Annotated in this window: 18 protein-coding genes; 13 read left to right on the top strand and 5 right to left on the bottom strand. The window is 61.3% G+C overall.

Annotated elements, in window-relative coordinates; translation table 11 throughout:
* Positions 1 to 24: 24 nt before the first annotated feature.
* Both ACWHXD_RS07235 and dapC read left to right on the top strand, forming a co-directional pair.
* On the top strand, positions 25 to 2727 hold the full coding sequence (locus ACWHXD_RS07235) for a [protein-PII] uridylyltransferase (protein ID WP_138761440.1): 2703 nt from the start codon (positions 25 to 27) through the stop codon (positions 2725 to 2727).
* Between the two features lie 162 nt (positions 2728 to 2889).
* Positions 2890 to 4089 carry a succinyldiaminopimelate transaminase gene (gene dapC, locus ACWHXD_RS07230; RefSeq protein WP_138761439.1) on the top strand — a complete coding sequence of 400 codons (1200 nt, stop codon included), beginning with the start codon at positions 2890 to 2892 and terminating at the stop codon, positions 4087 to 4089.
* Positions 4090 to 4100: 11 nt separating this feature from the next.
* On the opposite strand, the gene ACWHXD_RS07225 is transcribed toward dapC, so the two are convergent.
* Positions 4101 to 5744 (bottom strand): Na+/H+ antiporter, encoded by a 1644-nt coding sequence (locus ACWHXD_RS07225; protein ID WP_047712734.1) that lies wholly within the window; start codon positions 5742 to 5744, stop codon positions 4101 to 4103.
* A gap of 265 nt (positions 5745 to 6009) precedes the next feature.
* Between ACWHXD_RS07225 and ACWHXD_RS07220 the strand changes: the two genes are divergently transcribed.
* The 4 genes from ACWHXD_RS07220 to ACWHXD_RS07205 all read left to right on the top strand — a co-directional run bounded on the left by ACWHXD_RS07220 (position 6010) and on the right by ACWHXD_RS07205 (position 9061).
* Complete coding sequence (locus tag ACWHXD_RS07220) at positions 6010 to 6318, top strand: arsenate reductase (protein ID WP_229999207.1); 309 nt, start codon at positions 6010 to 6012, stop codon at positions 6316 to 6318.
* 31 nt (positions 6319 to 6349) lie between these two features.
* Positions 6350 to 7384 carry a 2,3,4,5-tetrahydropyridine-2,6-dicarboxylate N-succinyltransferase gene (gene dapD, locus ACWHXD_RS07215; protein WP_032893202.1) on the top strand — a complete coding sequence of 345 codons (1035 nt, stop codon included), beginning with the start codon at positions 6350 to 6352 and terminating at the stop codon, positions 7382 to 7384.
* A gap of 67 nt (positions 7385 to 7451) precedes the next feature.
* Complete coding sequence (locus ACWHXD_RS07210) at positions 7452 to 8657, top strand: aminotransferase class V-fold PLP-dependent enzyme (RefSeq protein ID WP_138761438.1); 1206 nt, start codon at positions 7452 to 7454, stop codon at positions 8655 to 8657.
* Positions 8654 to 9061, top strand: a complete 408-nt coding sequence (locus ACWHXD_RS07205) for a SufE family protein (RefSeq protein ID WP_032893204.1) — start codon at positions 8654 to 8656, stop codon at positions 9059 to 9061. Before ACWHXD_RS07210 ends, ACWHXD_RS07205 begins: the two co-directional genes overlap by 4 nt.
* A gap of 590 nt (positions 9062 to 9651) precedes the next feature.
* Here ACWHXD_RS07205 and tcdA read toward each other — a convergent pair.
* On the bottom strand, positions 9652 to 10461 hold the full coding sequence (tcdA, locus tag ACWHXD_RS07200) for a tRNA cyclic N6-threonylcarbamoyladenosine(37) synthase TcdA (RefSeq protein WP_370874601.1): 810 nt from the start codon (positions 10459 to 10461) through the stop codon (positions 9652 to 9654).
* Positions 10462 to 10678: 217 nt separating this feature from the next.
* Here tcdA and ACWHXD_RS07195 point away from each other — a divergent pair, with 217 nt between their 5' ends.
* The 4 genes from ACWHXD_RS07195 to ACWHXD_RS07180 all read left to right on the top strand — a co-directional run bounded on the left by ACWHXD_RS07195 (position 10679) and on the right by ACWHXD_RS07180 (position 15886).
* Positions 10679 to 13270, top strand: a complete 2592-nt coding sequence (locus tag ACWHXD_RS07195) for a glycosyltransferase (protein ID WP_003189139.1) — start codon at positions 10679 to 10681, stop codon at positions 13268 to 13270.
* A 223-nt stretch (positions 13271 to 13493) separates the two neighbouring features.
* A complete protein-coding gene (dapE, locus tag ACWHXD_RS07190) occupies positions 13494 to 14645 on the top strand; it encodes a succinyl-diaminopimelate desuccinylase (RefSeq protein WP_098949360.1) in 1152 nt (383 codons plus the stop codon).
* On the top strand, positions 14645 to 15454 hold the full coding sequence (locus ACWHXD_RS07185) for a putative RNA methyltransferase (RefSeq protein WP_138761437.1): 810 nt from the start codon (positions 14645 to 14647) through the stop codon (positions 15452 to 15454). The genes dapE and ACWHXD_RS07185 overlap by 1 nt, the downstream gene beginning before the upstream one ends.
* Positions 15455 to 15508: 54 nt before the next feature.
* Positions 15509 to 15886 (top strand): hypothetical protein, encoded by a 378-nt coding sequence (locus ACWHXD_RS07180; RefSeq protein ID WP_032893208.1) that lies wholly within the window; start codon positions 15509 to 15511, stop codon positions 15884 to 15886.
* A 137-nt stretch (positions 15887 to 16023) separates the two neighbouring features.
* Here ACWHXD_RS07180 and ACWHXD_RS07175 read toward each other — a convergent pair whose 3' ends face one another.
* The gene (locus tag ACWHXD_RS07175; RefSeq protein ID WP_003189131.1) at positions 16024 to 16233 is read right to left on the bottom strand and encodes a cold-shock protein; all 210 of its coding nucleotides are present in this window, start codon (positions 16231 to 16233) and stop codon (positions 16024 to 16026) included.
* Positions 16234 to 16414: 181 nt separating this feature from the next.
* Between ACWHXD_RS07175 and plsB the strand changes: the two genes are divergently transcribed.
* The 3 genes from plsB to ACWHXD_RS07160 are packed head-to-tail and all read left to right on the top strand — an operon-like array spanning position 16415 to position 20104.
* Positions 16415 to 18934 (top strand): glycerol-3-phosphate 1-O-acyltransferase PlsB, encoded by a 2520-nt coding sequence (gene plsB, locus ACWHXD_RS07170; protein WP_138761436.1) that lies wholly within the window; start codon positions 16415 to 16417, stop codon positions 18932 to 18934.
* A 51-nt stretch (positions 18935 to 18985) separates the two neighbouring features.
* Positions 18986 to 19387, top strand: a complete 402-nt coding sequence (locus ACWHXD_RS07165) for a YbaY family lipoprotein (RefSeq protein WP_057711538.1) — start codon at positions 18986 to 18988, stop codon at positions 19385 to 19387.
* 27 nt (positions 19388 to 19414) lie between these two features.
* Positions 19415 to 20104 carry a DUF4197 domain-containing protein gene (locus ACWHXD_RS07160; protein WP_003189124.1) on the top strand — a complete coding sequence of 230 codons (690 nt, stop codon included), beginning with the start codon at positions 19415 to 19417 and terminating at the stop codon, positions 20102 to 20104.
* A gap of 86 nt (positions 20105 to 20190) precedes the next feature.
* Here the strand turns inward: ACWHXD_RS07160 and ACWHXD_RS07155 are convergent, their stop codons facing one another.
* A complete protein-coding gene (locus ACWHXD_RS07155; RefSeq protein ID WP_138761435.1) occupies positions 20191 to 20436 on the bottom strand; it encodes a type III secretion protein in 246 nt (81 codons plus the stop codon).
* Between the two features lie 140 nt (positions 20437 to 20576).
* Positions 20577 to 23639 carry an efflux RND transporter permease subunit gene (locus tag ACWHXD_RS07150; protein ID WP_138761434.1) on the bottom strand — a complete coding sequence of 1021 codons (3063 nt, stop codon included), beginning with the start codon at positions 23637 to 23639 and terminating at the stop codon, positions 20577 to 20579.
* Positions 23640 to 23642: the final 3 nt, after the last annotated feature.

Raw genomic sequence — 23642 nt, 5'->3', positions numbered from 1 at the left:
ATAGATAGAAAGGAAAGCCGAACGATGCCCCAGGTGGATCCCGAACTCTTCGACCGTGGCCAATTCCAGGCCGAGCTGGCACTGAAGGCAAGCCCCATCGCCGCCTTCAAGAAGGCCATCCGCCAAGCCCGCGAGGTGCTCGATGCGCGCTTTCGCAGCGGCCGGGATATTCGCCGCCTGATCGAAGACCGCGCCTGGTTCGTCGATAACATCCTGCAAAAGGCCTGGGAGCAGTTCAATTGGAGTTTCGACGCCGATATCGCCCTGGTGGCGGTCGGCGGCTACGGTCGCGGCGAACTGCACCCCTACTCCGACATCGACCTGCTGATCCTGCTGGACCAGGCCGATCACGAGATCTTTCGCGATTCCATCGAGCGCTTTCTGACGTTGCTGTGGGACATCGGCCTGGAAGTCGGCCAGAGCGTACGCTCGGTGGACGAATGCGCCGAAGAAGCCCGTGCCGACCTGACGGTGGTCACCAACCTGATGGAAAGCCGCACCATCTGCGGCCCCGAGCGCCTGCGCCAGCGCATGCTCGAAGTCACCAGTACCGCACACATGTGGCCAAGCAAAGACTTTTTCCTGGCCAAGCGCGCCGAGCAAAAAGCCCGGCACCACAAGTACAACGACACCGAATACAACCTGGAACCCAACGTCAAAGGCTCACCCGGTGGGCTGCGGGATATCCAGACAATCTTGTGGGTGGCGCGCCGTCAATACGGCACGCTGAACCTGCGCGCCCTGGCCGGCGAAGGCTTTCTGGTGGAGAGCGAAAATTCCCTGCTGGCCTCGTCCCAGGAATTCCTGTGGAAGGTGCGCTACGCCCTGCACATGCTGGCCGGTCGTTCCGAAGACCGCCTGCTCTTCGATCACCAGCGCTCTATCGCTACCCTTCTGGGATTTGAAGGCGAAGATGCGAAGACCAGCATCGAGAGCTTCATGCAGCAGTATTACCGGGTAGTCATGAGCATTGCCCAGCTCAGCGACTTGATCATCCAGCACTTCGAAGAAGTGATCCTGGCCCCCGAAGACGAAGCGCCACCGCAGCCGATCAATGCGCGTTTCCAGTTGCACGACGGCTATATCGAAGCACGCAACGACAACGTGTTCCGCCGCACGCCGTTCGCCATGCTGGAAATCTTCGTGTTGATGGCCCAGCAGCCGGAGATCAAAGGCGTGCGTGCCGATACCATCCGCTTGCTGCGGGAAAACCGTCACCTGATCGACGACGATTTTCGCAACGACATTCGCAATACCAGCCTGTTTATCGAACTGTTCAAGTGCCGCATCGGCATCCATCGCAACCTGCGGCGCATGAACCGCTACGGCATTCTGGGGCGCTACCTGCCGGAGTTCGGCTTTATCGTCGGGCAGATGCAGCACGACCTGTTCCACATCTACACCGTCGATGCCCACACCCTGAACCTGATCAAACACCTGCGTAAGTTGCAGTACACCCAAGTGTCAGAGAAATTCCCGCTGGCCAGTAAGCTGATGGCCAAGCTGCCCAAGCCCGAGCTGATTTACCTGGCCGGCCTGTATCACGACATCGGCAAGGGCCGGCATGGCGACCACTCGGAGATCGGCGCGGTGGATGCCGAAGCCTTCTGCCAGCGCCACCAGCTGCCGCTGTGGGACAGCCGTCTGATTGTCTGGCTGGTGCAGAACCACCTGGTGATGTCGACCACGGCCCAGCGCAAAGACTTGTCCGACCCACAGGTGATCCACGACTTTGCCGGCATCGTCGGCGATGAGACCCGTCTGGATTACCTGTACGTGCTGACCGTTTCCGACATCAACGCTACCAACCCGACGCTGTGGAACTCCTGGCGCGCCAGCCTGTTGCGCCAACTGTACACCGAGACCAAGCGCGCCCTGCGCCGTGGCCTGGAGAACCCGGTGGACCGCGAAGAACAGATCCGCCGCACCCAAAGCGCAGCCCTGGATATCCTGGTGCGCGGCGGTAACGACCCGGACGACGTCGAGCAACTCTGGTCGCAACTGGGTGACGATTACTTCCTGCGCCACACCGCCGGCGACGTGGCCTGGCACAGTGACGCAATCCTGCAGCAACCCGCCGATGGTGGCCCACTGGTCTTGATCAAGGAAACCACCCAGCGCGAATTCGAAGGCGGCACGCAGATCTTCATCTACGCGCCCGACCAGCACGACTTCTTCGCCGTGACCGTGGCGGCCATGGACCAGCTCAACCTGAACATCCATGACGCCCGGGTCATCACCTCCAGCAGCCAGTTCACCCTCGACACCTACATCGTGCTCGACACCGACGGCGACTCGATTGGTGACAATCCGGCGCGGGTGAAAAAGATCCGCGAGGGCCTCACCGAAGCCCTGCGCAACCCCGACGACTACCCCACCATCATCCAGCGCCGGGTGCCGCGCCAGCTCAAGCACTTTGCCTTTGCGCCCCAGGTGACCATTTCCAACGACGCCCAGCGACCGGTAACGGTGCTGGAACTCAGCGCACCGGATCGCCCGGGCCTGCTGGCGCGTATCGGCGGGATTTTCCTAGAGTTCGACCTGTCGTTGCAGAACGCCAAGATTGCGACCCTGGGCGAGCGCGTGGAAGACGTGTTCTTTATCACCGACGCCGACAACCAGCCACTGTCCGACCCGGAGCTGTGCCTGCGCTTGCAAGCGGCAATTGTGGAGCAATTGAGCGTGAGCCAGGAACCCGGCGTCGAGCTGACGCGGCTAACAATCTGAAAATACCGATTACCTGTGGGAGCGGGCTTGCTCGCGAAAGCGGTGTACCTGCTGCAGCTGCATCGACTGACACGCCGCTTTCGCGAGCAAGCCCGCTCCCACACTTGGCTCTGCTTTGCCCGGCAGGCCGCATGCCCACATACGAATTGAACGAGATTTGCAATGAACAACGCCCTTAACCAGTTGCAGCCCTACCCCTTCGAGAAACTGCGCGCCCTGCTCGGCAGCGTGACGCCGAACCCGGACAAGCGCCCGATCGCCCTGTCCATCGGCGAGCCCAAGCACAAGTCGCCGGCCTTCGTTGCCGAGGCCTTGAGCAATAACCTCGATCAAATGGCGGTGTACCCCACCACCTTGGGTATCCCGGCACTGCGTGAAGCCATCGGCGCCTGGTGCGAACGCCGCTTCAACGTGCCCAAGGGCTGGCTGGACCCGGCGCGCAACATCCTGCCGGTCAACGGTACGCGCGAGGCGCTGTTTGCCTTCACCCAGACCGTGGTCAACCGTGGCGACGACGCGCTGGTGGTGAGCCCCAACCCGTTCTACCAGATCTATGAAGGCGCTGCGTTCCTGGCCGGGGCCAAGCCGCATTACCTGCCGTGCCTGGACAGCAATGGCTTCAACCCGGACTTCGACGCCGTCTCCCCGGATATCTGGAAACGCTGCCAGATCCTGTTCCTGTGCTCACCCGGCAACCCGACTGGCGCACTGATCCCGGTGGACACCCTGAAAAAACTCATCGCCCTGGCCGATGAATACGACTTCGTCATCGCCGCCGACGAGTGCTACAGCGAGCTGTACTTCGACGAGCAAACCCCGCCGCCGGGCCTGCTCAGCGCCTGCGTCGAGCTGGGCCGCCAGGACTTCAAGCGTTGCGTGGTGTTCCACAGCCTGTCCAAGCGCTCCAACCTGCCAGGCCTGCGCTCAGGCTTCGTGGCCGGCGACGCCGAGATCCTCAAGGCCTTTTTGCTGTATCGCACCTACCACGGCTGCGCGATGCCCGTGCAAACCCAGCTGGCCAGCATCGCCGCCTGGCAGGACGAGGCCCACGTACTGGCCAACCGTGACCTGTACCGTGAAAAGTTCGACGCCGTGCTGGCGATTCTCAAGCCGGTGCTGGACGTGCAAAGCCCGGATGGCGGCTTTTACCTGTGGCCGAATGTGCAAGGCGACGACGCTGCTTTTTGCCGGGATTTGTTCGTGGAAGAACATGTGACAGTGGTGCCGGGCTCTTACCTGTCGCGGGAAGTGGACGGCTTCAACCCTGGCGCGGGGCGTGTGCGCCTGGCGTTGGTTGCACCGCTGGCCGAGTGTGTGGAAGCGGCTAAGCGGATTCGCGACTTTATCCAGCGTCGCCGTTAAGGGCTGATGGGTCACTTCATGTGACCCAAATTCGCCTCGCTCATATCCAACTCCGCCAACACCTCCCTCAACACGTCATCACCAATCTGGTGATGACGGCTCAAGCTATACAACTCCAACCGCTGCGCACGCAGGGCCTTGAGCCGCAACTTGCGCTCCAACTGGTCCATCTGCAGCGCCAGCGCCTGGGCTTCGGCCGAGTCATTGAACACGTCCAACTGGTGACGATACTCCGCCATCAGCCGCGCCTTGAGCTCGGTGGCCAGTGCCGCTTGAGCGGCATCCGGGGTTTCGGCTTCGGCGGGCTCCTGGGCCTCCAACGCATGGATCGCCGCCACTGCGGTCTTTTTCCAGGCCTCGCGCACTTCGTTGTGGCGTTTTTCATCCGGGCCTTTTTCGACGCCACGCAGCAGTAACGGCAACGCGATGCAGGCCGCGACCAGCGACAGCAGGATCACCCCGGCAGCGATAAAGATCAGCAGGTCACGCTCGGGAAAATCCTGGCCCGGCGCCAGCAGCAAGGGCACCGACATGACGCCCGCCAACGTCACCGCACCGCGTACACCGCCGACGGTCAACAACCAGCAGGAACGAGCCGTCGGCACCAGGGTCAGCGCGCTTTTGCCACGCAGCCGGCGCAGCAACCCCGACAGCCGCCAAATGCTTTGCACCCAGATAAAGCGCAATACCACCAGCACCAGGAAGATCGCCACCACATCCAGGCAGCGATACATCAAGGTGGGCCACAACGTGGTTTCATGGCTGACCACGGCCTTGATGATGTCTGGCAGTTGCAGGCCGAGCAGCAGGAAGATCAAGCCGTTGAAGGCAAACTCCAGTAACGACCATACGCTGCGGTTGAGCAAGCGCGTGCTGGTCTGGCGCGGCAGCAGGTCGAGCCAGCTTTGCATCATGCCCGCTGCCACCGCCGAGAGGATGCCGGACGCGCCCAGGCGCTCAGCCAGTACGTACGCAGCAAAAGGCAGCAACAACATGAACACCACATGGGTCGCCGGGTCATCCCAGCCGCGCGCGATCATCCAGGCGCGCAGGCGGCCGACCAGCCAGCTCAACGCCACGCCGATCGCCAGCCCGCCCACCGCCACCAGTACAAACGTCAGGCTGGCATCTGCCAGGGAAAAGACCCCGGTCAACGCTGCGGCCAGGGCAAATTTGAACGTCACCAGGCCCGACGCGTCATTCATCAAGGCTTCGCCTTGGAGCATGTGCATCAGCGGCTTGGGCAAGCGGTTCTGGGAAATGGCCGACACCGCCACGGCGTCCGTCGGTGACAAAACCGCCGCCAGGGCGAAGGCCACCGGTAACGGAATGGTTGGCAATAACCAATGAATGAAATAGCCGGCGCCCACCACGGTAAACAGCACCAGCCCCACCGCCAACGTCAGGATCGGGCCACGCAGGCGCCACAACTCGCGCTTGGGCATGCGCCAACCATCGGAAAACAGCAGCGGCGGCAGGAACAGAAACAGGAACAGCTCCGGGTCCAGCGCCACATGCAGCCCCAATGTGGGCCACGCCAGCAAGGCGCCGGCGGCGATCTGCACCAGGGGCAACGGCAGTGGGATGATGCGCCCGACCAGGCGCGAAAAGCTGACCAGCATCAGCAGGATAAGAACGGTGTAGGCGGTTTGCATAACGCGGGTTTCCCGGACAATCGACTTGCAACGACACATCAGGCAACAACTGGCCGTTGAAGTGCCATATTACCTGGCTATGTTACTCGCCTAGGCTGCGCACCGGCTTTTGCACAAAAGTCGCACGCTGTTGACGAGCGGCGCCGAAACCCGCTGGTCGTGGCATAATCCTCGATCTTTCATTTTCATAGGTCCAAAGGGGGGCAATTCCTTGAGTGCTTCAAGCAAAACCTTGCACCTTTTCGGCATTAAAGCCTGCGACACCATGAAAAAGGCGCGCACCTGGCTCGATGAGCACGGGGTGAGTTATGAGTTCCATGACTACAAAACGGCCGGTATCGACCGCGAACACTTGACCCAATGGTGCAATGAGCACGGTTGGCAGGTGGTTTTGAACCGTGCGGGCACCACCTTTCGCAAACTCGAAGACGAACGCAAAGCCGATCTCGATCAGTCGAAAGCCATTGAATTGATGCTCGCACAACCCTCGATGATCAAGCGCCCGGTGCTCGATCTCGGTGACAGAACCCTGATTGGCTTCAAGCCAGATAGTTATTCGGCGGCCCTCAAGTAGGCCAGCCTTCCATTTTTGTAGAGGTAACAGCATGTCCAATTCCCTGTTCAGCCTGGGCTTCGGCGTCGGCACTCAGAACCGCCAAGGTGCTTGGCTGGAAGTGTTTTACGCACAACCCTTGCTCAACCCGTCGGCTGAAATCGTTGCCGCCATCGCACCGATCCTCGGTTACACCGAAGGCAACCAGGCGATCACCTTCACCGTGAGCCAGGCCCTGCAACTGGCCGACGCGCTCAAAGGCGTCGATACCGCCCAGGCCGCTCTGCTCAGCCGCCTGGCTGAAAGCCACACGCCGCTGGTCGCGACCCTGCTGGCCGAAGACGCCGCACTGACCTCCACGCCTGAGGCTTACCTCAAGCTGCACCTGTTGTCCCATCGCCTGGTCAAGCCCCACGGCCTGAGCCTGGCCGGTGTGTTCCCGCAGTTGCCGAACGTGGCCTGGACCAGCCAGGGCGCCATCGACATCAACGAGCTGGCCGAGCGCCAACTGGAAGCGCGCCTGCGTGGCGACCTGCTGGAAGTGTTCTCGGTGGACAAATTCCCGAAAATGACCGACTACGTCGTACCGGCTGGCGTGCGTATCGCTGACGCGGCACGTATCCGCCTGGGCGCGTACGTGGGCGAAGGCACCACCGTGATGCACGAAGGTTTCGTCAACTTCAACGCCGGCACCGAAGGCCCGGGCATGATCGAAGGCCGCGTCTCGGCGGGCGTATTCGTCGGCAAGGGCTCGGACCTGGGCGGCGGTTGCTCCACCATGGGCACCCTGTCGGGCGGCGGCAATATCGTGATCAAGGTGGGCGAAGGCTGCCTGATCGGCGCCAACGCCGGTACCGGTATCCCATTGGGCGACCGCAACACCGTGGAGTCGGGCCTGTACATCACCGCCGGCACCAAGGTTGCCCTGCTGGATGAGCAGAACCAACTGGTCAAGGTGGTCAAGGCGCGCGAGTTGGCTGGCCAGCCAGACCTGCTGTTCCGTCGTAACTCCGAGACCGGTGCCGTGGAGTGCAAAACCCACAAATCGGCCATCGAATTGAACGAAGCGCTGCACGCTCACAACTAAGCAGCCACTCGATGCCACTAGCGGGCCGCACCTTCGGGGCGGCTCGCTTATACGAGTCTTGATCACCATGCTTGTGCCCTCCCCCTGGCGCGCCGACTTCCCGGCCATCGCCACCCTGCAACGGCAAGACCAGACCTATCTGGACAGCGCCGCCACCACGCAAAAACCCCAAGCCCTGCTGGATGCCATCAGTCATTACTACGCCAATGGCGCAGCCAATGTGCACCGTGCCCAGCATTTGCCCGGGGCCCATGCGACCCAGGCCTTTGAAGACAGCCGCAGCAAGGTCGCGCAGTGGTTGAACGCAGGTGACAGCGGGCAGGTCGTGTTTACCCACGGCGCAACCTCTGCGCTGAACCTCCTGGCCTATGGCCTGGAGCACTTATTCAATGCGGGCGATGAGATTGCCATCAGCGCCCTGGAACACCACGCCAACTTGCTGCCCTGGCAGCAATTGGCCAAACGCCGCGCACTCACGCTGGTGGTCTTGCCTCTGGACGCTGACGGCGTGATCGACCTGGACGCCGCCGCCAGCTTGATTGGCCCACGCACGCGCCTGCTGGCGGTGAGCCAGTTGTCCAACGTGCTCGGTGCCTGGCAGCCGCTGCAAGCCTTGCTGAAGCTGGCCCAGGCACACGGCGCCCTCACGGTGGTGGACGGCGCCCAAGGCATCGTCCATGGCCGCCACGACGTGCAGGCCCTGGGCTGCGACTTCTACGTATTTTCCAGCCACAAACTCTACGGCCCGGACGGCGTGGGCGTGCTGTATGGCCGTAATGAAGCGCTGCATCACCTGCGCCACTGGCAGTTCGGCGGCGAGATGGTGCAACAGGCCGACTACCACAGCGCCAGCTTCCGTCCTGCACCACTGGGTTTCGAAGCCGGCACTCCACCGATTGCCAGCGTGATCGGCCTGGGCGCGAGCCTGGATTACCTGAGCTCGCTGGATGCTTCGGCGGTAATCGCCCACGAAGCCGCCCTGCATGACTACCTGCTGCGTGGGCTTAAGGCTCGCAATCGCGTGCGCGTGCTGGGCTCGCCGCAGGTGGCGCTGGTGAGTTTTGTGGTAGAGGGCGTGCACAACGCCGACCTCGCCCACCTGCTGACCGAGCAAGGCATTGCCGTACGTGCCGGTCATCACTGCGCAATGCCGCTGTTGAAGGCGATGAATCTGTCAGGCGCAATCCGGGTGTCCCTGGCGCTCTACAACGATTCCGACGACCTGGAGCGCTTTTTTGAAGCGCTGGACCAGGCGCTGGACATGCTGCGATGAGCTTGCCGCTGGAGGCACACGCCGCACTGGAAGCTTTCCAGGCCGTAGGCAGTTGGGAACAGCGCGCGCGGATGCTGATGCAATGGGGTGAACGCTTGCCCGCCCTGGCTGATGAGGAAAAGGTCGACGCCAACCTGGTGCACGGTTGCGAAAGCCTGGTGTGGCTGGTGGGGCGTTTGCAGGACGGCCATTGGCAGTTTGCTGCGAGCAGCGAGGCGCGGATGATTCGTGGGTTGGTGGCGTTGCTGCTGGCGCGGGTCAATGGGTTGTCGGCAGATGAATTGCACGCGGTTGACCTGCCTGACTGGTTTAATCAACTGGGCTTGTCGCGCCAGCTATCGCCGTCGCGCAGTAATGGTTTGAATGCCGTACTGCAACGCATGCGAGACCTGACGCGTACATAGAAATAATGTGGAAGCTGGCTTACCTGCGATGGCCATAGGTAACCGACGGTAACCACGATGCGAAGCGAGTCGCTCTTGATCTTGATCTGCTTTTGATCTTAAGCGCCCCGTTAAACCACGCTGGCCGGAATTCGACAGGGATTTGGGGGGTAAACCGGCAGGGATGCCGGTTTAGCCGCCCCGCGCCATGGATGGCGCGTGGCGGCGGCCCCCCAAATCACTGGCGGATTACGGGCACACCGAGCCTAAGCGAGGTGCCGAGTGGTGGGGCAAGAGCGTTTTGCTTACTTTTGCGCTTTTCAAAAGTGAGCCGCCGTCAGGGCGGAACCCTAAGTGGCCGTTACCGCAGCAATGGATATGTACACAATCCAACTGTGTTGACTGCCAAGCCGCCTTCGCGAGCAAGCCCGCTCCCACAGTTGGATTGTGGGGTGTCAGGTGGATAGATGTCGGCTGGGAGGCCGTCATCGCAGGCAAGCCAGCTCCCACATTTGGATCGCGGGGGTGTCAGATAGAGATGCGTTGGCTGGCGGGCCGCCATCGCAGGCAAGCCAGCTCCCACAGTTTGGATCTCTGTCGAGTGGTGAGATCTAGGTCGGCTTGATGCGTTCTGAGGGACGACGCACTCCCGCCACAATCTTGTCCACCGCCTTGGTCGCCGCCACCATGCCGAACGTGGCCGTGACCATCATCACCGCGCCAAACCCTCCCGCGCAGTCCAGCTTCACACCATCACCGACAAAACTCTTCTGCAAACAGATACTGCCATCAGGCTTGGGATAGCGCAGCTGCTCGGTGGAAAACACACACGGCACGCTGTAGTGGCGGGTCACGGTACGCGAGAAGCCATAATCGCGGCGCAAGGTAGAGCGCACTTTCGAGGCCAGCGGGTCATTGAAGGTGCGGTTCAGGTCGCACACCTGGATCAGCGTGGGGTCAATCTGCCCGCCGGCACCGCCAGTGGTGATGATCTGGATCTTGCGGCGCTTGCACCAGGCAATCAGCGCCGCCTTGGCGTTGACCGCGTCGATGCAGTCGATCACGCAGTCGATAGTCGGGGTGATGTACTCGGCCATGGTGTCGCGGGTGACGAAATCTGCAACCGCGTGCACGGTGCACTCAGGATTGATACCGCGCAGGCGCTCGGCCATCACTTCGACCTTGGGCTTGCCCACGGTGCTGTCCAGGGCATGCAACTGGCGGTTGCTGTTGCTGACGCAGACATCGTCCAGGTCAAACAGCGAAATCTCGCCCACCCCACAACGGGCAATCGCTTCCGCCGCCCAGGAACCTACGCCGCCGACGCCGACAATCGCCACATGGGCGGCTTTCAAGCGCTCCAGGCCCTCAAGGCCGTACAAGCGGGCGACGCCTGCAAACCGCGGATCTTCTGTACTCATCATCATTACCCCAAAAACCGGCGCGCATTATAGGGCTACGCCGCGACAAGTTCGACGCTTGCAGCTACAAGTAAAGAACTTAAGCGGACTTTCGCAGACTAACGTCCGGCTTTTCTCTGTCTGCTGTACGCTCAGGGAAGGGCCGGTGTAGGATGCGCGCCGTTCGGCGTAGGCCGACACCTCTTTCGTTCCGCACCCTTTGGAACCCGACATAACCATGGCATCGCGTAAATTTGGACTCAACCTGGTGGTGGTGCTGGCAATTGCCGCGCTGTTCACCGGTTTCTGGGCGCTGATCAACCGCCCGGTCACCGCTCCCAACTGGCCCGATCAGATCTCCGGTTTTTCCTACTCGCCGTTCCAGCAAGGCCAGTATCCGCAGAAAGACCAGTACCCTACCGACGAACAGATGCGTCAGGACCTTGCGATCATGAGCAAGCTGACGGACAACATCCGTACCTACTCGGTGGACGGCCCCCTGGGGGATATTCCCAAGCTGGCCGAAGAGTTCGGCCTGCGCGTGACCCTGGGGATCTGGATCAGCCCGGACCTGGAACGTAACGAGCGGGAGATCCAGCGCGCTATCGAGATCGCCAACACCTCGCGCAGTGTCGTACGCGTAGTGGTGGGTAACGAAGCGTTGTTCCGGGAAGAAATCACCCCCGAAGCCCTGATCGTACTGCTCGACCGCGTGCGCGCCGCCGTGAAGGTGCCGGTGACCACCTCCGAGCAATGGCACATCTGGGAAAAGAACCCGCAATTGGCCAAGCACGTCGACCTGATCGCCGCGCACATCCTGCCGTTCTGGGAATACATCCCGATGGACAAGGCCGGCCAGTACGTCCTCGACCGCGCCAAGGACCTGAAAAAAGCCTTCCCGAAAAAGCCCCTGCTGCTGTCGGAAGTGGGCTGGCCGAGCAATGGCCGTATGCGCGGTGGCAATGAATCGTCGCCGGCCGACCAGGCGATTTACCTGCGTACGCTGGTAAACAAGCTCAACCGCCAGGGTTACAACTACTTCGTGATCGAGGCCTTCGACCAGCCGTGGAAGGTCAGCGACGAGGGGTCGGCGGGCGCGTATTGGGGTGTATTCAACGCTGCGCGCCAGCAGAAATTCAATTTTGACGGCCCGGTGGTGGCGATTCCGCAATGGCGGGTACTGGCCATTGGCTCGGTGGTGCTTGCACTGCTGTCCCTGACCCTGTTGATGATCGATGGCTCGGCCCTGCGCCAGCGTGGCCGTACCTTCCTGACCTTTATTGCGTTTCTGTGCGGGTCGGTGCTGGTCTGGATCGGCTACGACTACAGCCAGCAATACAGCACTTGGTTCAGCGTGACAGTGGGCGTGTTGCTGGCACTCGGCGCCCTGGGCGTGTTTATCGTGTTGCTGACCGAAGCCCACGAACTGGCAGAAGCAGTGTGGACCCACAAGCGTCGGCGTGAATTCCTGCCCGTGGAAGGCGACTCGGACTACCGTCCAAAAGTGTCGATCCATGTGCCGTGCTACAACGAGCCGCCGGAAATGGTCAAACAGACCCTCGACGCCCTCGCCGCCCTCGATTATCCGGACTACGAAGTCCTGATCATCGACAACAACACCAAGGACCCGGCGGTGTGGGAACCGGTGCGCGACTACTGCGAAACCCTGGGCCCGCGCTTCAAGTTCTTCCACGTTGCGCCCCTGGCCGGTTTCAAGGGCGGCGCGCTGAACTACCTGATCCCGCACACCGCCAAGGACGCCGAAGTGATTGCGGTGATCGACTCGGACTACTGCGTATCACCGAACTGGCTCAAGCATATGGTGCCGCACTTCGCCGACCCGAAAATCGCCGTGGTGCAGTCGCCCCAGGATTACCGCGACCAGAACGAAAGTACCTTCAAGAAGCTCTGCTACGCCGAATATAAAGGCTTCTTCCATATCGGCATGGTCACCCGTAACGACCGTGACGCGATCATCCAGCACGGCACCATGACCATGACCCGCCGCTCGGTGCTCGAAGAGCTGGGCTGGGCCGACTGGTGCATCTGTGAAGACGCCGAACTGGGCCTGCGCGTGTTCGAAAAAGGCTTGTCGGCGGCGTACTACCACGACAGCTACGGCAAGGGTTTGATGCCGGATACCTTTATCGACTTCAAGAAACAGCGTTTCCGCTGGGCGTATGGCGCGATCCAGATCATCAAGCGCCACACCGCCAGCCTGATACGTGGCAAAGACACCGAGCTGACCCGCGGCCAGCGCTATCACTTCCTCGCGGGCTGGTTGCCGTGGGTGGCCGATGGCATGAACATCTTCTTTACCGTCGGCGCCCTGTTGTGGTCCGCCGCGATGATCATCGTGCCGACCCGGGTCGACCCGCCGTTGCTGATTTTCGCGATCCCGCCGTTGGCGTTGTTTGTGTTCAAAGTCGGCAAGATCATCTTCCTCTACCGTCGTGCGGTAGGCGTGAACTTGAAAGACGCGTTCTGCGCGGCGCTGGCCGGGTTGGCGTTGTCCCACACCATCGCCAAGGCGGTGTTGTACGGCTTCTTCACCAGCAGTATTCCGTTCTTTCGTACACCGAAAAACGCGGATAACCACGGTTTCTGGGTGGCGATTTCCGAAGCCCGGGAAGAGATGTTCATCATGCTGCTGCTGTGGGGCGCGGCGCTGGGGATCTACCTGGTGCAAGGCCTGCCGAGCAATGACATTCGCTTCTGGGTGGTGATGTTGCTGGTGCAGTCGCTGCCGTACGTGGCGGCACTGATCATGGCGTTCTTGTCGTCGCTGCCCAAACCTTCGGCGGCGCCCGAGGCCGCACCGGCGGCGTAAAAAGTCACGCAATGCACTAAACGGCGGCCCTTGGCCGCCGTTTTGCTATAAGATAACGGCCCTTTTGCGTGTCTTACACCCATCACTGTAGGAGCGAGCTTGCTCGCGAAAATCGTTAACGATAACGCGGGCATCCTGAATGCACGCGGTGCCCTTGAGTTTTTCGCGAGCGAGCTCGCTCCTACAGTTAGAACGTCGCCGCCTCGATTTCCGGAGTTCCCCCATGACGGCCCATGCCGACCTTTCGCCGACCCTTCAACTGGCCATCGACCTGATCCGTCGCCCATCGGTCACGCCCATCGATGCCGATTGCCAGAAGCTGATGATGCAGCGCCTGGGCGACGCCGGTTTTGCGCTTGAACCGATGCGCATTGAAGACGTGGATAACTTCTGGGCCACCCACGGCAAGCACGAAGGCCCGGTGCTGTGCTTTGCCGGTCACACCGATGTGGTGCCGACTGGCCCGGTACAGGCTTGGCAGAACGACCCGTTCGATGCGTTGATCGATGACAACGGCATGCTCTGTGGCCGTGGCGCGGCGGACATGAAAGGCAGCCTGGCGGCGATGCTGGTGGCAGCGGAACGTTTCGTCACGGACTACCCGGACCACAAGGGTTCGGTCGCCTTCCTGATCACCAGCGACGAAGAAGGCCCGGCGCACCATGGCACCAAGGCCGTGATCGAACGCCTGGCCGCACGCAAGGAGCGCCTGGACTGGTGCATCGTCGGCGAACCGTCGAGCACCAGCCTGGTGGGCGACGTGGTCAAGAACGGTCGCCGTGGCTCCCTTGGCGCCACCTTGACCGTGCGCGGTGTACAGGGCCACGTGGCTTACCCGCACCTGGCGAAGAACCCGATCCACCTGGCCGCACCGGCCCTGGCCGAACTCGCCGCCGAACATTGGGATGACGGCAACACCTTCTTCCCGCCGACCAGCTTTCAGATTTCCAACCTCAACTCCGGTACCGGCGCCACCAACGTGATCCCGGGTGACCTGACGGCGGTGTTCAACTTCCGTTTTTCCACCGAATCCACCGTCGAGGGCCTGCAACAACGGGTCGCGGCCATTCTCGACAAACATGGCCTGGACTGGCACGTAGAGTGGGCGCTGTCGGGCCTGCCGTTCCTCACCGAGCCAGGCGCTCTGCTGGATGCGGTGTCGGCCAGCATCCTGGCGATCACCGGGCGTGAGACCAAGGCGTCCACCAGCGGCGGTACCTCCGATGGCCGCTTCATTGCGACGTTGGGCACCCAGGTGGTCGAACTGGGGCCGGTCAACGCGACGATCCACCAGGTCAACGAACGCATCCTGGCCAGCGACCTCGATGTGCTGACCGAAATCTACTACCAGACCCTGATCAAGTTGCTCGCCTGATGCTCGCCTGCCCCATTTGCAGCGCACCGCTCAATACCGTGGACAATGGCGTGGCGTGCCCGGCCGGGCACCGCTTCGACCGCGCACGCCAGGGTTACCTGAACCTGCTGCCGGTGCAGCACAAGAACAGCCGCGACCCGGGCGACAACCTGGCCATGGTCGAGGCGCGCCGCGACTTCCTCAACGCTGGCCACTATGCGCCAGTGGCCAAGCGCCTGGCCGAACTGGCCGCCGAACGCGCACCACAGCGCTGGGTGGACATTGGCTGTGGCGAGGGTTACTACACCGCGCAAATCGCCCAGGCTCTGCCCGATGCCGATGGCTACGCGCTGGATATCTCCAAGGAAGCGGTCAAGCGCGCATGCAAACGCAACCCGGCGCTGACCTGGTTGATCGCCAGCATGGCCCGCGTGCCATTGGCCGACGCCAGCTGCCAGTTCCTCGCCAGTGTGTTCAGCCCGCTGGACTGGCAGGAAGCCAAGCGCCTGCTCAGCCCCGGCGGCGGCTTGATGAAAGTCGGCCCCACCAGCGGTCATTTGATGGAACTGCGCGAGCGCCTGTACGACGAAGTGCGCGAATACACCGACGACAAACACCTGGCCCTGGTGCCGGATGGCATGAGCCTGGCGCACACTGAGACCCTGGCATTCACCCTGAGCCTGGCCGAGCCCAAGGACCGCGCCAACCTGCTGGCGATGACGCCCCACGGTTGGCGGGCCAGTGCCGAACGCCGCCACGAGGTGATCGAGGCGGCTGAGCCGCTGCAGGTCACGGTGTCGATGCGCTACGATTATTTCGTGCTTCAATGACCGACTTTCACCCATCCGCGAATGGATTTTCGAATCCCGCAACGAGGAACATCCATGCGCCAACCTGATATTGAAATTTACCTGAAGGACGCCGACGTCGACCACAAGGCCATCGCCGCCTGGCTGGGCGCCGCCCTGGGCCCGTGCACCGACTGGGTCCAGAAAGGCCAGACCTACAAGTGCAAGGCCGGCAACGTGCCGGTTACCTGGCTGCCCAAAGCGGTGGGCAAATGGAACAGCCTGTTCCTGGAAAGCGACCAGACCCCGTGGGACGACGACATCGCCTGCGCCCGCGCCGCGTTTGCCGCGCTGAACGTCGAAGTGCGCTGCGCACCGGGCACCTGGGTTGAAGAAGAGGGTGAAGAAAGCGCTGATCGCTGGATTCGCATCAGCGCAGATGGTGAAGAAGAGATCACCTGGAAAACTGCCTGACAGCGGATTGCTAACCCACTCAATGTGGGAGCTGGCTTGCCTGCGATAGCATCACTGTGGTCTGACTGATAGACCAAGGTGTCTGCATCGCAGGCAAGCCAGCTCCCACAGTTGATTGGGTTAGCAAAACAAAGGGGTTACAGGCCCACCACATCCTCAGCCTGCAAGCCCTTCTCGCCGGTCACCACGGCGTATTCCACCTGCTGGCCCTCGGCCAACGAGCGGTGGCCTTCACCGCGAATGGCGCGGTAGTGCACAAACACATCCTTGCCATCTTCACGCTGGATAAAGCCGTAGCCCTTTGCATCGTTGAACCACTTCACATTGCCGGTTTCGCGCGTTGTCATCTGTTCACTCCCACTGGTTTTTTTATTGTTGAGTCGCTCGCATTGAACTGCCGAGTATAAGACAGGCTCAAAAACCATCAACTCAACTTTACATCGCTGCTTTTTTGCCGATTTTCGGCGAATACGGCACACTACCCGCCCGAGCGCCTGCTCGGTTTTTTCCACTTGAAGCAGTTCGCCTATGACCCGCTCCCCGTTCCGCCGTCTGGTGTTTGGCACCTTGCGCCGACTGTTGTACCTCTGGGTTCGCTCGGAGACGATCAACCAGTCGTCCCTCACCCTTAACCTGGACCGCAGTCGGCCGGTTTTCTACGTCCTGCAATCACCTTCCCTCACCGAGTTGGCGGTGGTCGATGCCGAGTGCACCAAGGCCGGCCTGCCGCGCCCAGTGCTGCCGGTGTCGGTAGGGCCGTTGATGGAGCCTGCGGCGTTCTTCTATCTCACGCCGGATCCGGATTGGCTCGGGCGCCAAGACAAGCGTGGCGCGCCGCCCACCTTGACGCGCCTGGTCAATACCCTCACCGAACACGCCGAAGAGAATGCACAAATCATTCCGGTCAGCGTGTTCTGGGGCCAATCCCCCGAAAGCGAGTCCAGCCCGTGGAAGCTGTTATTTGCCGACAGCTGGGCAGTCACCGGGCGTCTACGCCGGTTGTTGAGCATCCTGATCCTGGGGCGCAAGACCCGCGTGCAATTCTCCGCGCCTATCAACCTGCGTGAATTGATCGAGCACAATAAAGGTCACGAACGTACCGTGCGCATGGCCCAGCGCATCTTGCGTGTGCACTTTCGTAACCTGAAGACGGCGGTGATCGGCCCCGACCTGTCCCACCGGCGTAATCTGGTCAAGGGCCTGGTGAATATGCCGCTGGTGCGCCAAGCCATTGCGGATGAAGCCGAACGCGAAAAGATCGCCCCGGAAAAAGCCAAGGCCCTGGCCCTGCGCTATGGCAACGAGATTGCCTCGGACTACACCTACACCGCGATCCGCTTCCTGGAAGTGGTATTGAGCTGGTTCTGGAACAAGATCTACGACGGCATCAAGGTCAATAACATCGAAGGCGTGCAAAAGGTGGCCCAGGGCTACGAGGTGATCTACGTGCCTTGCCACCGCAGCCATATCGACTACCTGCTGCTGTCGTACCTGCTGTTCAAGAACGGCCTGACCCCGCCGCACATCGCCGCCGGCATCAACCTCAACATGCCGGTGATCGGCAGCCTGCTGCGCCGTGGCGGTGCGTTTTTCATGCGCCGTACTTTCAAGGGCAACCCGTTGTACACCTCGGTGTTCAACGAATACCTGCACACCCTGTTTACCAAGGGTTTCCCGGTGGAGTACTTCGTCGAAGGCGGGCGCTCGCGCACCGGGCGCATGCTGCAACCGAAAACCGGGATGTTGGCGATCACCCTGCGCAGTTTCCTGCGCTCCTCGCGCATGCCCATCGTGTTCGTGCCGGTGTACATCGGCTATGAGCGCGTGCTCGAAGGCCGTACCTACCTGGGCGAACTACGTGGCGCGAGCAAGAAGAAAGAGTCGATCTTCGACATTTTCAAAGTGGTCGGCGCGCTCAAGCAGCGCTTCGGCCAAGTGGCAGTCAACTTCGGCGAGCCGATCAAGCTGGCAGAATTCCTCGACGCCGAACAACCGGACTGGCGCGCCCAGGAACTGGGGCCGAACTACAAACCGGCCTGGCTCAATGAGACCACCAATCGCCTCGGCGAACAGGTGGCGCGCCACTTGAACGAAGCCGCTGCGGTGAACCCGGTGAACCTGGTGGCGCTGGCACTGCTGTCCACCACCCGCCTGGCCCTGGATGAACAAGCCATGGCCCGCCAGTTGGACCTGTATCTGGCGCTGTTGCGCCGAGTGCCCTACTCGCCCCACACCACGCTGCCGGAAGGCGATGGCCTGGCGCTGATCAAGCACGTCAAGGACATGAACCTGTTGTCGGAGCAGAGCGATGCCCTGGGTAAAATCGTTTACCTGGATGAGCAGAATGCTGTCCTGATGACCTATTACCGCAACAACGTGCTGCACATCTTCGCCCTGCCGGCCTTGCTGGCGAGCTTCTTTCAGAGCAGCTCGCGCATGACCCGCGAACAGATCCTGCGCTACACCCACGCGCTCTACCCGTACCTGCAATCGGAGCTGTTTATCCGTTGGTCGCAGGAAGACTTGGACAGCGTGGTCGACCAATGGCTGGACGCCTTCGTTGAACAAGGCCTGCTGCGCTTCGAAAATGCCGTGTACCTGCGCCCGGCGCCGAGTTCGCGGCATTTTGTGCTGCTGACGCTGCTGTCCAAGAGCATCGCCCAGACCCTGCAACGCTTCTACATGGCGATCTCGTTGCTGCTCAACAGCGGCCAGAACAGCATCAGCGCCGAGGAGCTGGAAGACCTGTGCACGATCATGGCCCAGCGCCTGTCGATCCTGCACGGCCTCAACGCTCCGGAGTTCTTCGACAAGAGTCTTTTCCGACATTTTATTCAGACGTTGCTGGAGCAAGATGTGCTGCGCCGCGATGAAGCCGGCAAGCTGGGTTATCACGACCTGCTCGGCGAACTGGCCGAAGGCGCGGCCAAACGTGTGTTGCCGGCGGATATTCGCCTGTCGATCCGCCAGGTCGCCTTGCACCGTGTGGACGGTGCAGCCGAGGCCGCCGCCGAACCGGTTGCCGCCAACCCTGAAGAAAACCGCTAGATTGAATGAGGCGCCGGGCGGATTCCGGCGCCGTTGAAAAGGAGTTGCACCTTGAAAAAACTCATCCTCCTGGGCCTGACCGCCCTGCTTGGAGCCTGCCAATCGATGGCTCCAACCCCTAAGGCAAGCCTGGACGGCGAAGTGTTCTACCTGCAACGCATCGCCCTGCCGCCAGCCGCCACCTTGAGTGTCAGCCTGCAGGACGTGTCCCTGATGGACGCGCCGGCCGTGACCCTCGCCGAACAGAAAGGCCCGGTCAAAGGCCAGGTGCCGCTGCCGTTTCATCTGAGCTATGACCCGGCCCAGGTCAAACCGGGCCACACCTATTCGGTCAGCGCTCGCATCGAGCTGGACGGCAAGCTACTGTTTATCACCACCGAGCGGCACACTGTGCAACTCAATGGCCAGGACCCACAACCGCTGCGCCTGCGGGTGGATGCGGCGGCACACTGATCACTCCCACTTCATAAGGAAGCGCCCATGCTCCGCAAATCTCTTCGCCTCACTGCCCTGTGTGCTGGCTTGTTATTCGGCGCCAACGCCATGGCCCTGGATCTGGGCAGCCTGTCCCAGGGCGACGCCAGCGGCGGCCTCAAGGATGCCTTGACCCAAGGTGCACAGATTGCTGTGAAACAACTCGGGACGCCCGGTGGTTTCAGCAACAACCCGGACGTGAAGATCGGCCTGCCGGGCAAACTCGGCAAAGTCGCCGACAAGCTGAAAATGTTCGGCATGGGGGACCAGGTCACGCAACTGGAAACCAGCATGAACAAGGCGGCAGAAACCGCCGTGACCCAGGCCCAGCCGATCCTGGTCAACGCCGTGAAAAACATGAGCGTGACCGACGCCAAGGGCATTCTCAGCGGTGGCCAGGATTCCGCCACCCAGTACCTGAACAAAAGCAGCCGTGAAGAGATTCGCGCCAAGTTCCTGCCTATCGTCAAGGCCGCCACCGACAAAGTCGGCGTGGCCCAGCAGTACAATGCCCTGGCCGGCAAGGCCGCGGCCTTTGGCGCAGTGGATGCCAAGAGCGCCAACGTCGAGAACTACGTGACCGAGCAAGCGCTGGATGGCCTGTTCAAGATGATCGCGCAGCAGGAAGAAACCATCCGCAAGAACCCAGCGGCGGCGGCCACCAGCTTGGCCAAGAAGGTGTTTGGGGCGCTGTAAGCCCTCGGCAGTCACTGAGCCTTACGCAGCAAACACTCCGCGGATGCAGAGTGTTTGCAATGGCCCAATAGCAGACATCAGCGCATTCAGCGGCCGATTTGGGTGTTTGCATTGCTATTCGCGTTGTTGTTCGCGTTGGCAACACTGTTGTTAATCGTGATATGACTGGTCGGCTGGGGAAAATCGTATTTGAACGATTTGAGCGCGTCGGAAAGCTCACGCCGACTGACGGAGTCATTATGGGAATGTTTGGCGCAAGCGCCGCCCATTTGACCGCCGCCCAGCATCATGCCGACCCCCGTGTAAAGTTGTCCCAATGCTTGTAGGAGCATATCTATTTCGCCTCTATGAACGTTCTGGAAACGTTATCCAGGTGATAAAACCCCCGAATAACGTACCTGCGAACAGGTAACCCTGTGTGGCAAGCCTTGAAAAATGGTTCCCACCGGGCCTGCCAAAAACGCTCACTGATCTACTCCTCCTTCTTGATCCTGAACCACGCTGCGTACAACGCCGGCAGGAACAACAGCGTCAACGCCGTCGCTACGATCAACCCGCCCATGATCGCCACGGCCATGGGCCCGAAGAACACACTGCGTGACAACGGAATCATCGCCAACACCGCAGCCAACGCCGTCAGCACAATCGGGCGAAAGCGTCGCACCGTGGCTTCGATAATTGCCTGCCAAGGTGCCAGGCCAGCCTTGATGTCTTGTTCGATCTGGTCCACCAGAATCACCGAGTTGCGCATGATCATCCCTGACAGCGCGATAGTGCCGAGCATGGCGACGAAACCGAAGGGTTGGCGGAACACCAGCAGGAACAAGGTCACGCCGATCAGCCCCAAAGGCGCGGTGAGAAAGACCATCGCCGTGCGCGAGAAGCTGCGCAGTTGCAGCATCAGCAAGGTCAACACTACCACGATAAACAGCGGCACGCCGGCCTTCACCGAGTTTTGCCCACGGGCAGAATCTTCCACCGTACCGCCCACTTCCAAGAGGTAGCCGTCCGGCAGTTCGGCACGCACATCAGCGAGCGTCGGCAGGATCTGCTGCACGAGGGTCGCCGGCTGTTCCTTGCCATAGATATCGGCCCGCACAGTCACCGTGGGCAAGCGATTGCGATGCCAGATGATGCCCTCTTCGAATCCATATTCGAGGGTGGCAATTTGCGACAGCGCCACGCTTTTACCATTGTCGGTGGGCACGGCAAGGCTCGGCAGGCGCGACAGTTCGCTACGCTCATGCACGGTGCCGCGCAGGAGGATCTCGATCAATTCGTTGTCCTCCCGGTACTGGCTGACGCTGGAACCGGTCAGGGAACTCTGCAGGAATTTCGACAGGTTGGCGGTGCTCACACCCAGGGCGCGTGCACGGTCCTGATCGATATTCAGGTAGACGATTTTGCTCGGTTCTTCCCAGTCCAAATGCACGTTGACCACATGGGTATTTTCGCGAACCTTGGCCGCTACTTTGCGCGCCAGGGCACGGACTTCTTCGATGTGCTCGCCCGTCACGCGAAACTGCACCGGGTAGCCTACGGGCGGGCCGTTCTCCAAGCGCGTGACCCGCGAACGCAGTTCGGGGAACTGCTCATTGAGGGTTTCGATCAGCCAGGTGCGCAGGCTTTCGCGCTCCTCGATAGTGTCAGCCAGCACCACAAACTGGGCGAAGCTGGCAGCGGGCAATTGCTGGTCCAGGGGCAGGTAAAACCGCGGCGAACCAGTGCCCGCGTAGGCGACATAATTGTTGATGCCGGCATGCTCCTTGAGCAACGCTTCCAGGCGCTTGACCTGCTCGGCGGTGTTGCTCAGGGAAGCGCCTTCGGCCAGTTTCAGGTCGACCATCAACTCCAGGCGGCCGGAAGCCGGGAAGAACTGTTGCGGCACGAAGCGGAACAGCGCAACCGAGCCGATAAACAGCAGCAAAGTCAGCACGATCACGGTTTTACGCCGCCGCACGCACCACTCCACCCAACGTCTTACACGCTGGTAGAAGGGTGTGCCGTACGGGTCTGGACCGTCGGTGCCGTGCTTGGCGGCGTGAATCTTCGCCAGGTCGGGCAGGAGTTTTTCTCCCAGGTACGGCACAAACACCACGGCCGCCACCCAGGAGGCCAGCAGTGCGATGGTCACGACCTGGAAAATCGAGCGGGTGTATTCGCCGGTGCTCGATTGCGCGGTGGCAATCGGCAAGAAGCCAGCGGCCGTGATCAGGGTGCCGGTGAGCATGGGGAATGCGGTGCTGGTCCAGGCGAAACTCGCGGCTTTGAGGCGGTCGTAGCCCTGCTCCATTTTGATCGCCATCATTTCCACGGCGATGATCGCGTCATCTACCAGCAAGCCCAAGGCCAGGACCAAGGCGCCAAGGGAAATCTTGTGCAGGCCGATGCCCAGGTAATACATGCTGGCAAAGGTCATCGCCAGTACCAGCGGGATCGCCAGGGCGACGACCATGCCGGTGCGCACGCCGAGGGAGAAAAAGCTCACCAGCAAAACAATCGCCAACGCTTCAGCCAGCACCTGGACGAATTCGCCGACGCTGGTCTTTACCGCTGCCGGTTGGTCCGACACTTTGCGCAGTTCCATCCCTGCCGGAAGGTTCTTTTGCAGGCGTGCGAATTGCGCTTCAAGGGCCTTGCCCAATACGAGGATGTCGCCACCGTCGCGCATGGCCACGGCCAAGCCGATGGCATCTGCGCCCATGTAGCGCATGCGCGGTGCCGGTGGGTCGTTGAAGCCTCGGTGAATGTCAGCCACGTCACCGATGCGGAAGGTGCGATCACCCACGCGGATCGGAAAGTTGCGGATCTCCTCCACCGTCTTGAAATTGCCTGAAACGCGCAGTTGCACGCGCTCGGTGGGGGTTTCAAAGAAGCCGGCGGTGGACACCGCATTTTGTTCCTGCAACGCCTGCTGTACCGCGGCCAAAGGCAAGCCGAGGGTGGCGAGCTTGAGGTTGGACAGCTCGATCCAGATCTTCTCGTCCTGCAAGCCGAGCAGCTCGACCTTGCCTACATCCGGCACCCGTTGCAGCTGGATCTGGATACGGTCGGCGTAGTCCTTGAGCACCGCATAGTCAAAGCCGTCGCCGCTCAGGGCGTAGATATTGCCGAAGGTGGTGCCGAACTCGTCGTTGAAAAACGGCCCCTGGATATCCGGCGGCAAGGTGTGGCGGATGTCGCTGATTTTCTTGCGCACCTGGTACCAAAGCTCGGGAATCTGCGCCGAACGCATCGAATCACGGGCAATAAAGGTGACCTGGGATTCACCGGGCCGCGAGAACGACACGATGCGCTCATACTCACCGGTCTCCATGAGTTTTTTCTCGATGCGCTCGGTGACCTGGCGCGAAACCTCCTGGGCCGTGGCCCCGGGCCAGTTGGTCTTGATCACCATGGCCTTGAAGGTAAAGGGCGGGTCTTCGCTTTGCCCCAGCTTGGTGTAGGACAAGGTGCCAACCACGGCCAGCAGGATCATCAGGAACAGTACGATCTGGCGATTACGCAACGCCCATTCGGAAAGATTGAAACCCATGGG

This window comes from Pseudomonas fjordensis, from assembly GCF_976987115.1.
This window is presented reverse-complemented; position numbering and strand designations above follow the sequence as displayed.

Excerpts from the sequence above, each read along its gene's own strand:
- ACWHXD_RS07205 (WP_032893204.1), top strand. The coding sequence starts at position 8,654 with ATGAGCTTGCCGCTGGAGGCACACGCCGCACTGGAAGCTTTCCAGGCC.
- dapE (WP_098949360.1), top strand. The coding sequence starts at position 13,494 with ATGACGGCCCATGCCGACCTTTCGCCGACCCTTCAACTGGCCATCGAC.
- ACWHXD_RS07185 (WP_138761437.1), top strand. The coding sequence starts at position 14,645 with ATGCTCGCCTGCCCCATTTGCAGCGCACCGCTCAATACCGTGGACAAT.
- tcdA (WP_370874601.1), bottom strand. The coding sequence starts at position 10,461 with ATGAGTACAGAAGATCCGCGGTTTGCAGGCGTCGCCCGCTTGTACGGC.
- ACWHXD_RS07180 (WP_032893208.1), top strand. The coding sequence starts at position 15,509 with ATGCGCCAACCTGATATTGAAATTTACCTGAAGGACGCCGACGTCGAC.
- dapD (WP_032893202.1), top strand. The coding sequence starts at position 6,350 with ATGTCCAATTCCCTGTTCAGCCTGGGCTTCGGCGTCGGCACTCAGAAC.
- ACWHXD_RS07220 (WP_229999207.1), top strand. The coding sequence starts at position 6,010 with ATGAAAAAGGCGCGCACCTGGCTCGATGAGCACGGGGTGAGTTATGAG.
- dapC (WP_138761439.1), top strand. The coding sequence starts at position 2,890 with ATGAACAACGCCCTTAACCAGTTGCAGCCCTACCCCTTCGAGAAACTG.
- plsB (WP_138761436.1), top strand. The coding sequence starts at position 16,415 with ATGACCCGCTCCCCGTTCCGCCGTCTGGTGTTTGGCACCTTGCGCCGA.
- ACWHXD_RS07160 (WP_003189124.1), top strand. The coding sequence starts at position 19,415 with ATGCTCCGCAAATCTCTTCGCCTCACTGCCCTGTGTGCTGGCTTGTTA.
- ACWHXD_RS07235 (WP_138761440.1), top strand. The coding sequence starts at position 25 with ATGCCCCAGGTGGATCCCGAACTCTTCGACCGTGGCCAATTCCAGGCC.
- ACWHXD_RS07150 (WP_138761434.1), bottom strand. The coding sequence starts at position 23,639 with ATGGGTTTCAATCTTTCCGAATGGGCGTTGCGTAATCGCCAGATCGTA.
- ACWHXD_RS07175 (WP_003189131.1), bottom strand. The coding sequence starts at position 16,233 with ATGACAACGCGCGAAACCGGCAATGTGAAGTGGTTCAACGATGCAAAG.
- ACWHXD_RS07155 (WP_138761435.1), bottom strand. The coding sequence starts at position 20,436 with ATGCTCCTACAAGCATTGGGACAACTTTACACGGGGGTCGGCATGATG.
- ACWHXD_RS07210 (WP_138761438.1), top strand. The coding sequence starts at position 7,452 with ATGCTTGTGCCCTCCCCCTGGCGCGCCGACTTCCCGGCCATCGCCACC.
- ACWHXD_RS07195 (WP_003189139.1), top strand. The coding sequence starts at position 10,679 with ATGGCATCGCGTAAATTTGGACTCAACCTGGTGGTGGTGCTGGCAATT.
- ACWHXD_RS07225 (WP_047712734.1), bottom strand. The coding sequence starts at position 5,744 with ATGCAAACCGCCTACACCGTTCTTATCCTGCTGATGCTGGTCAGCTTT.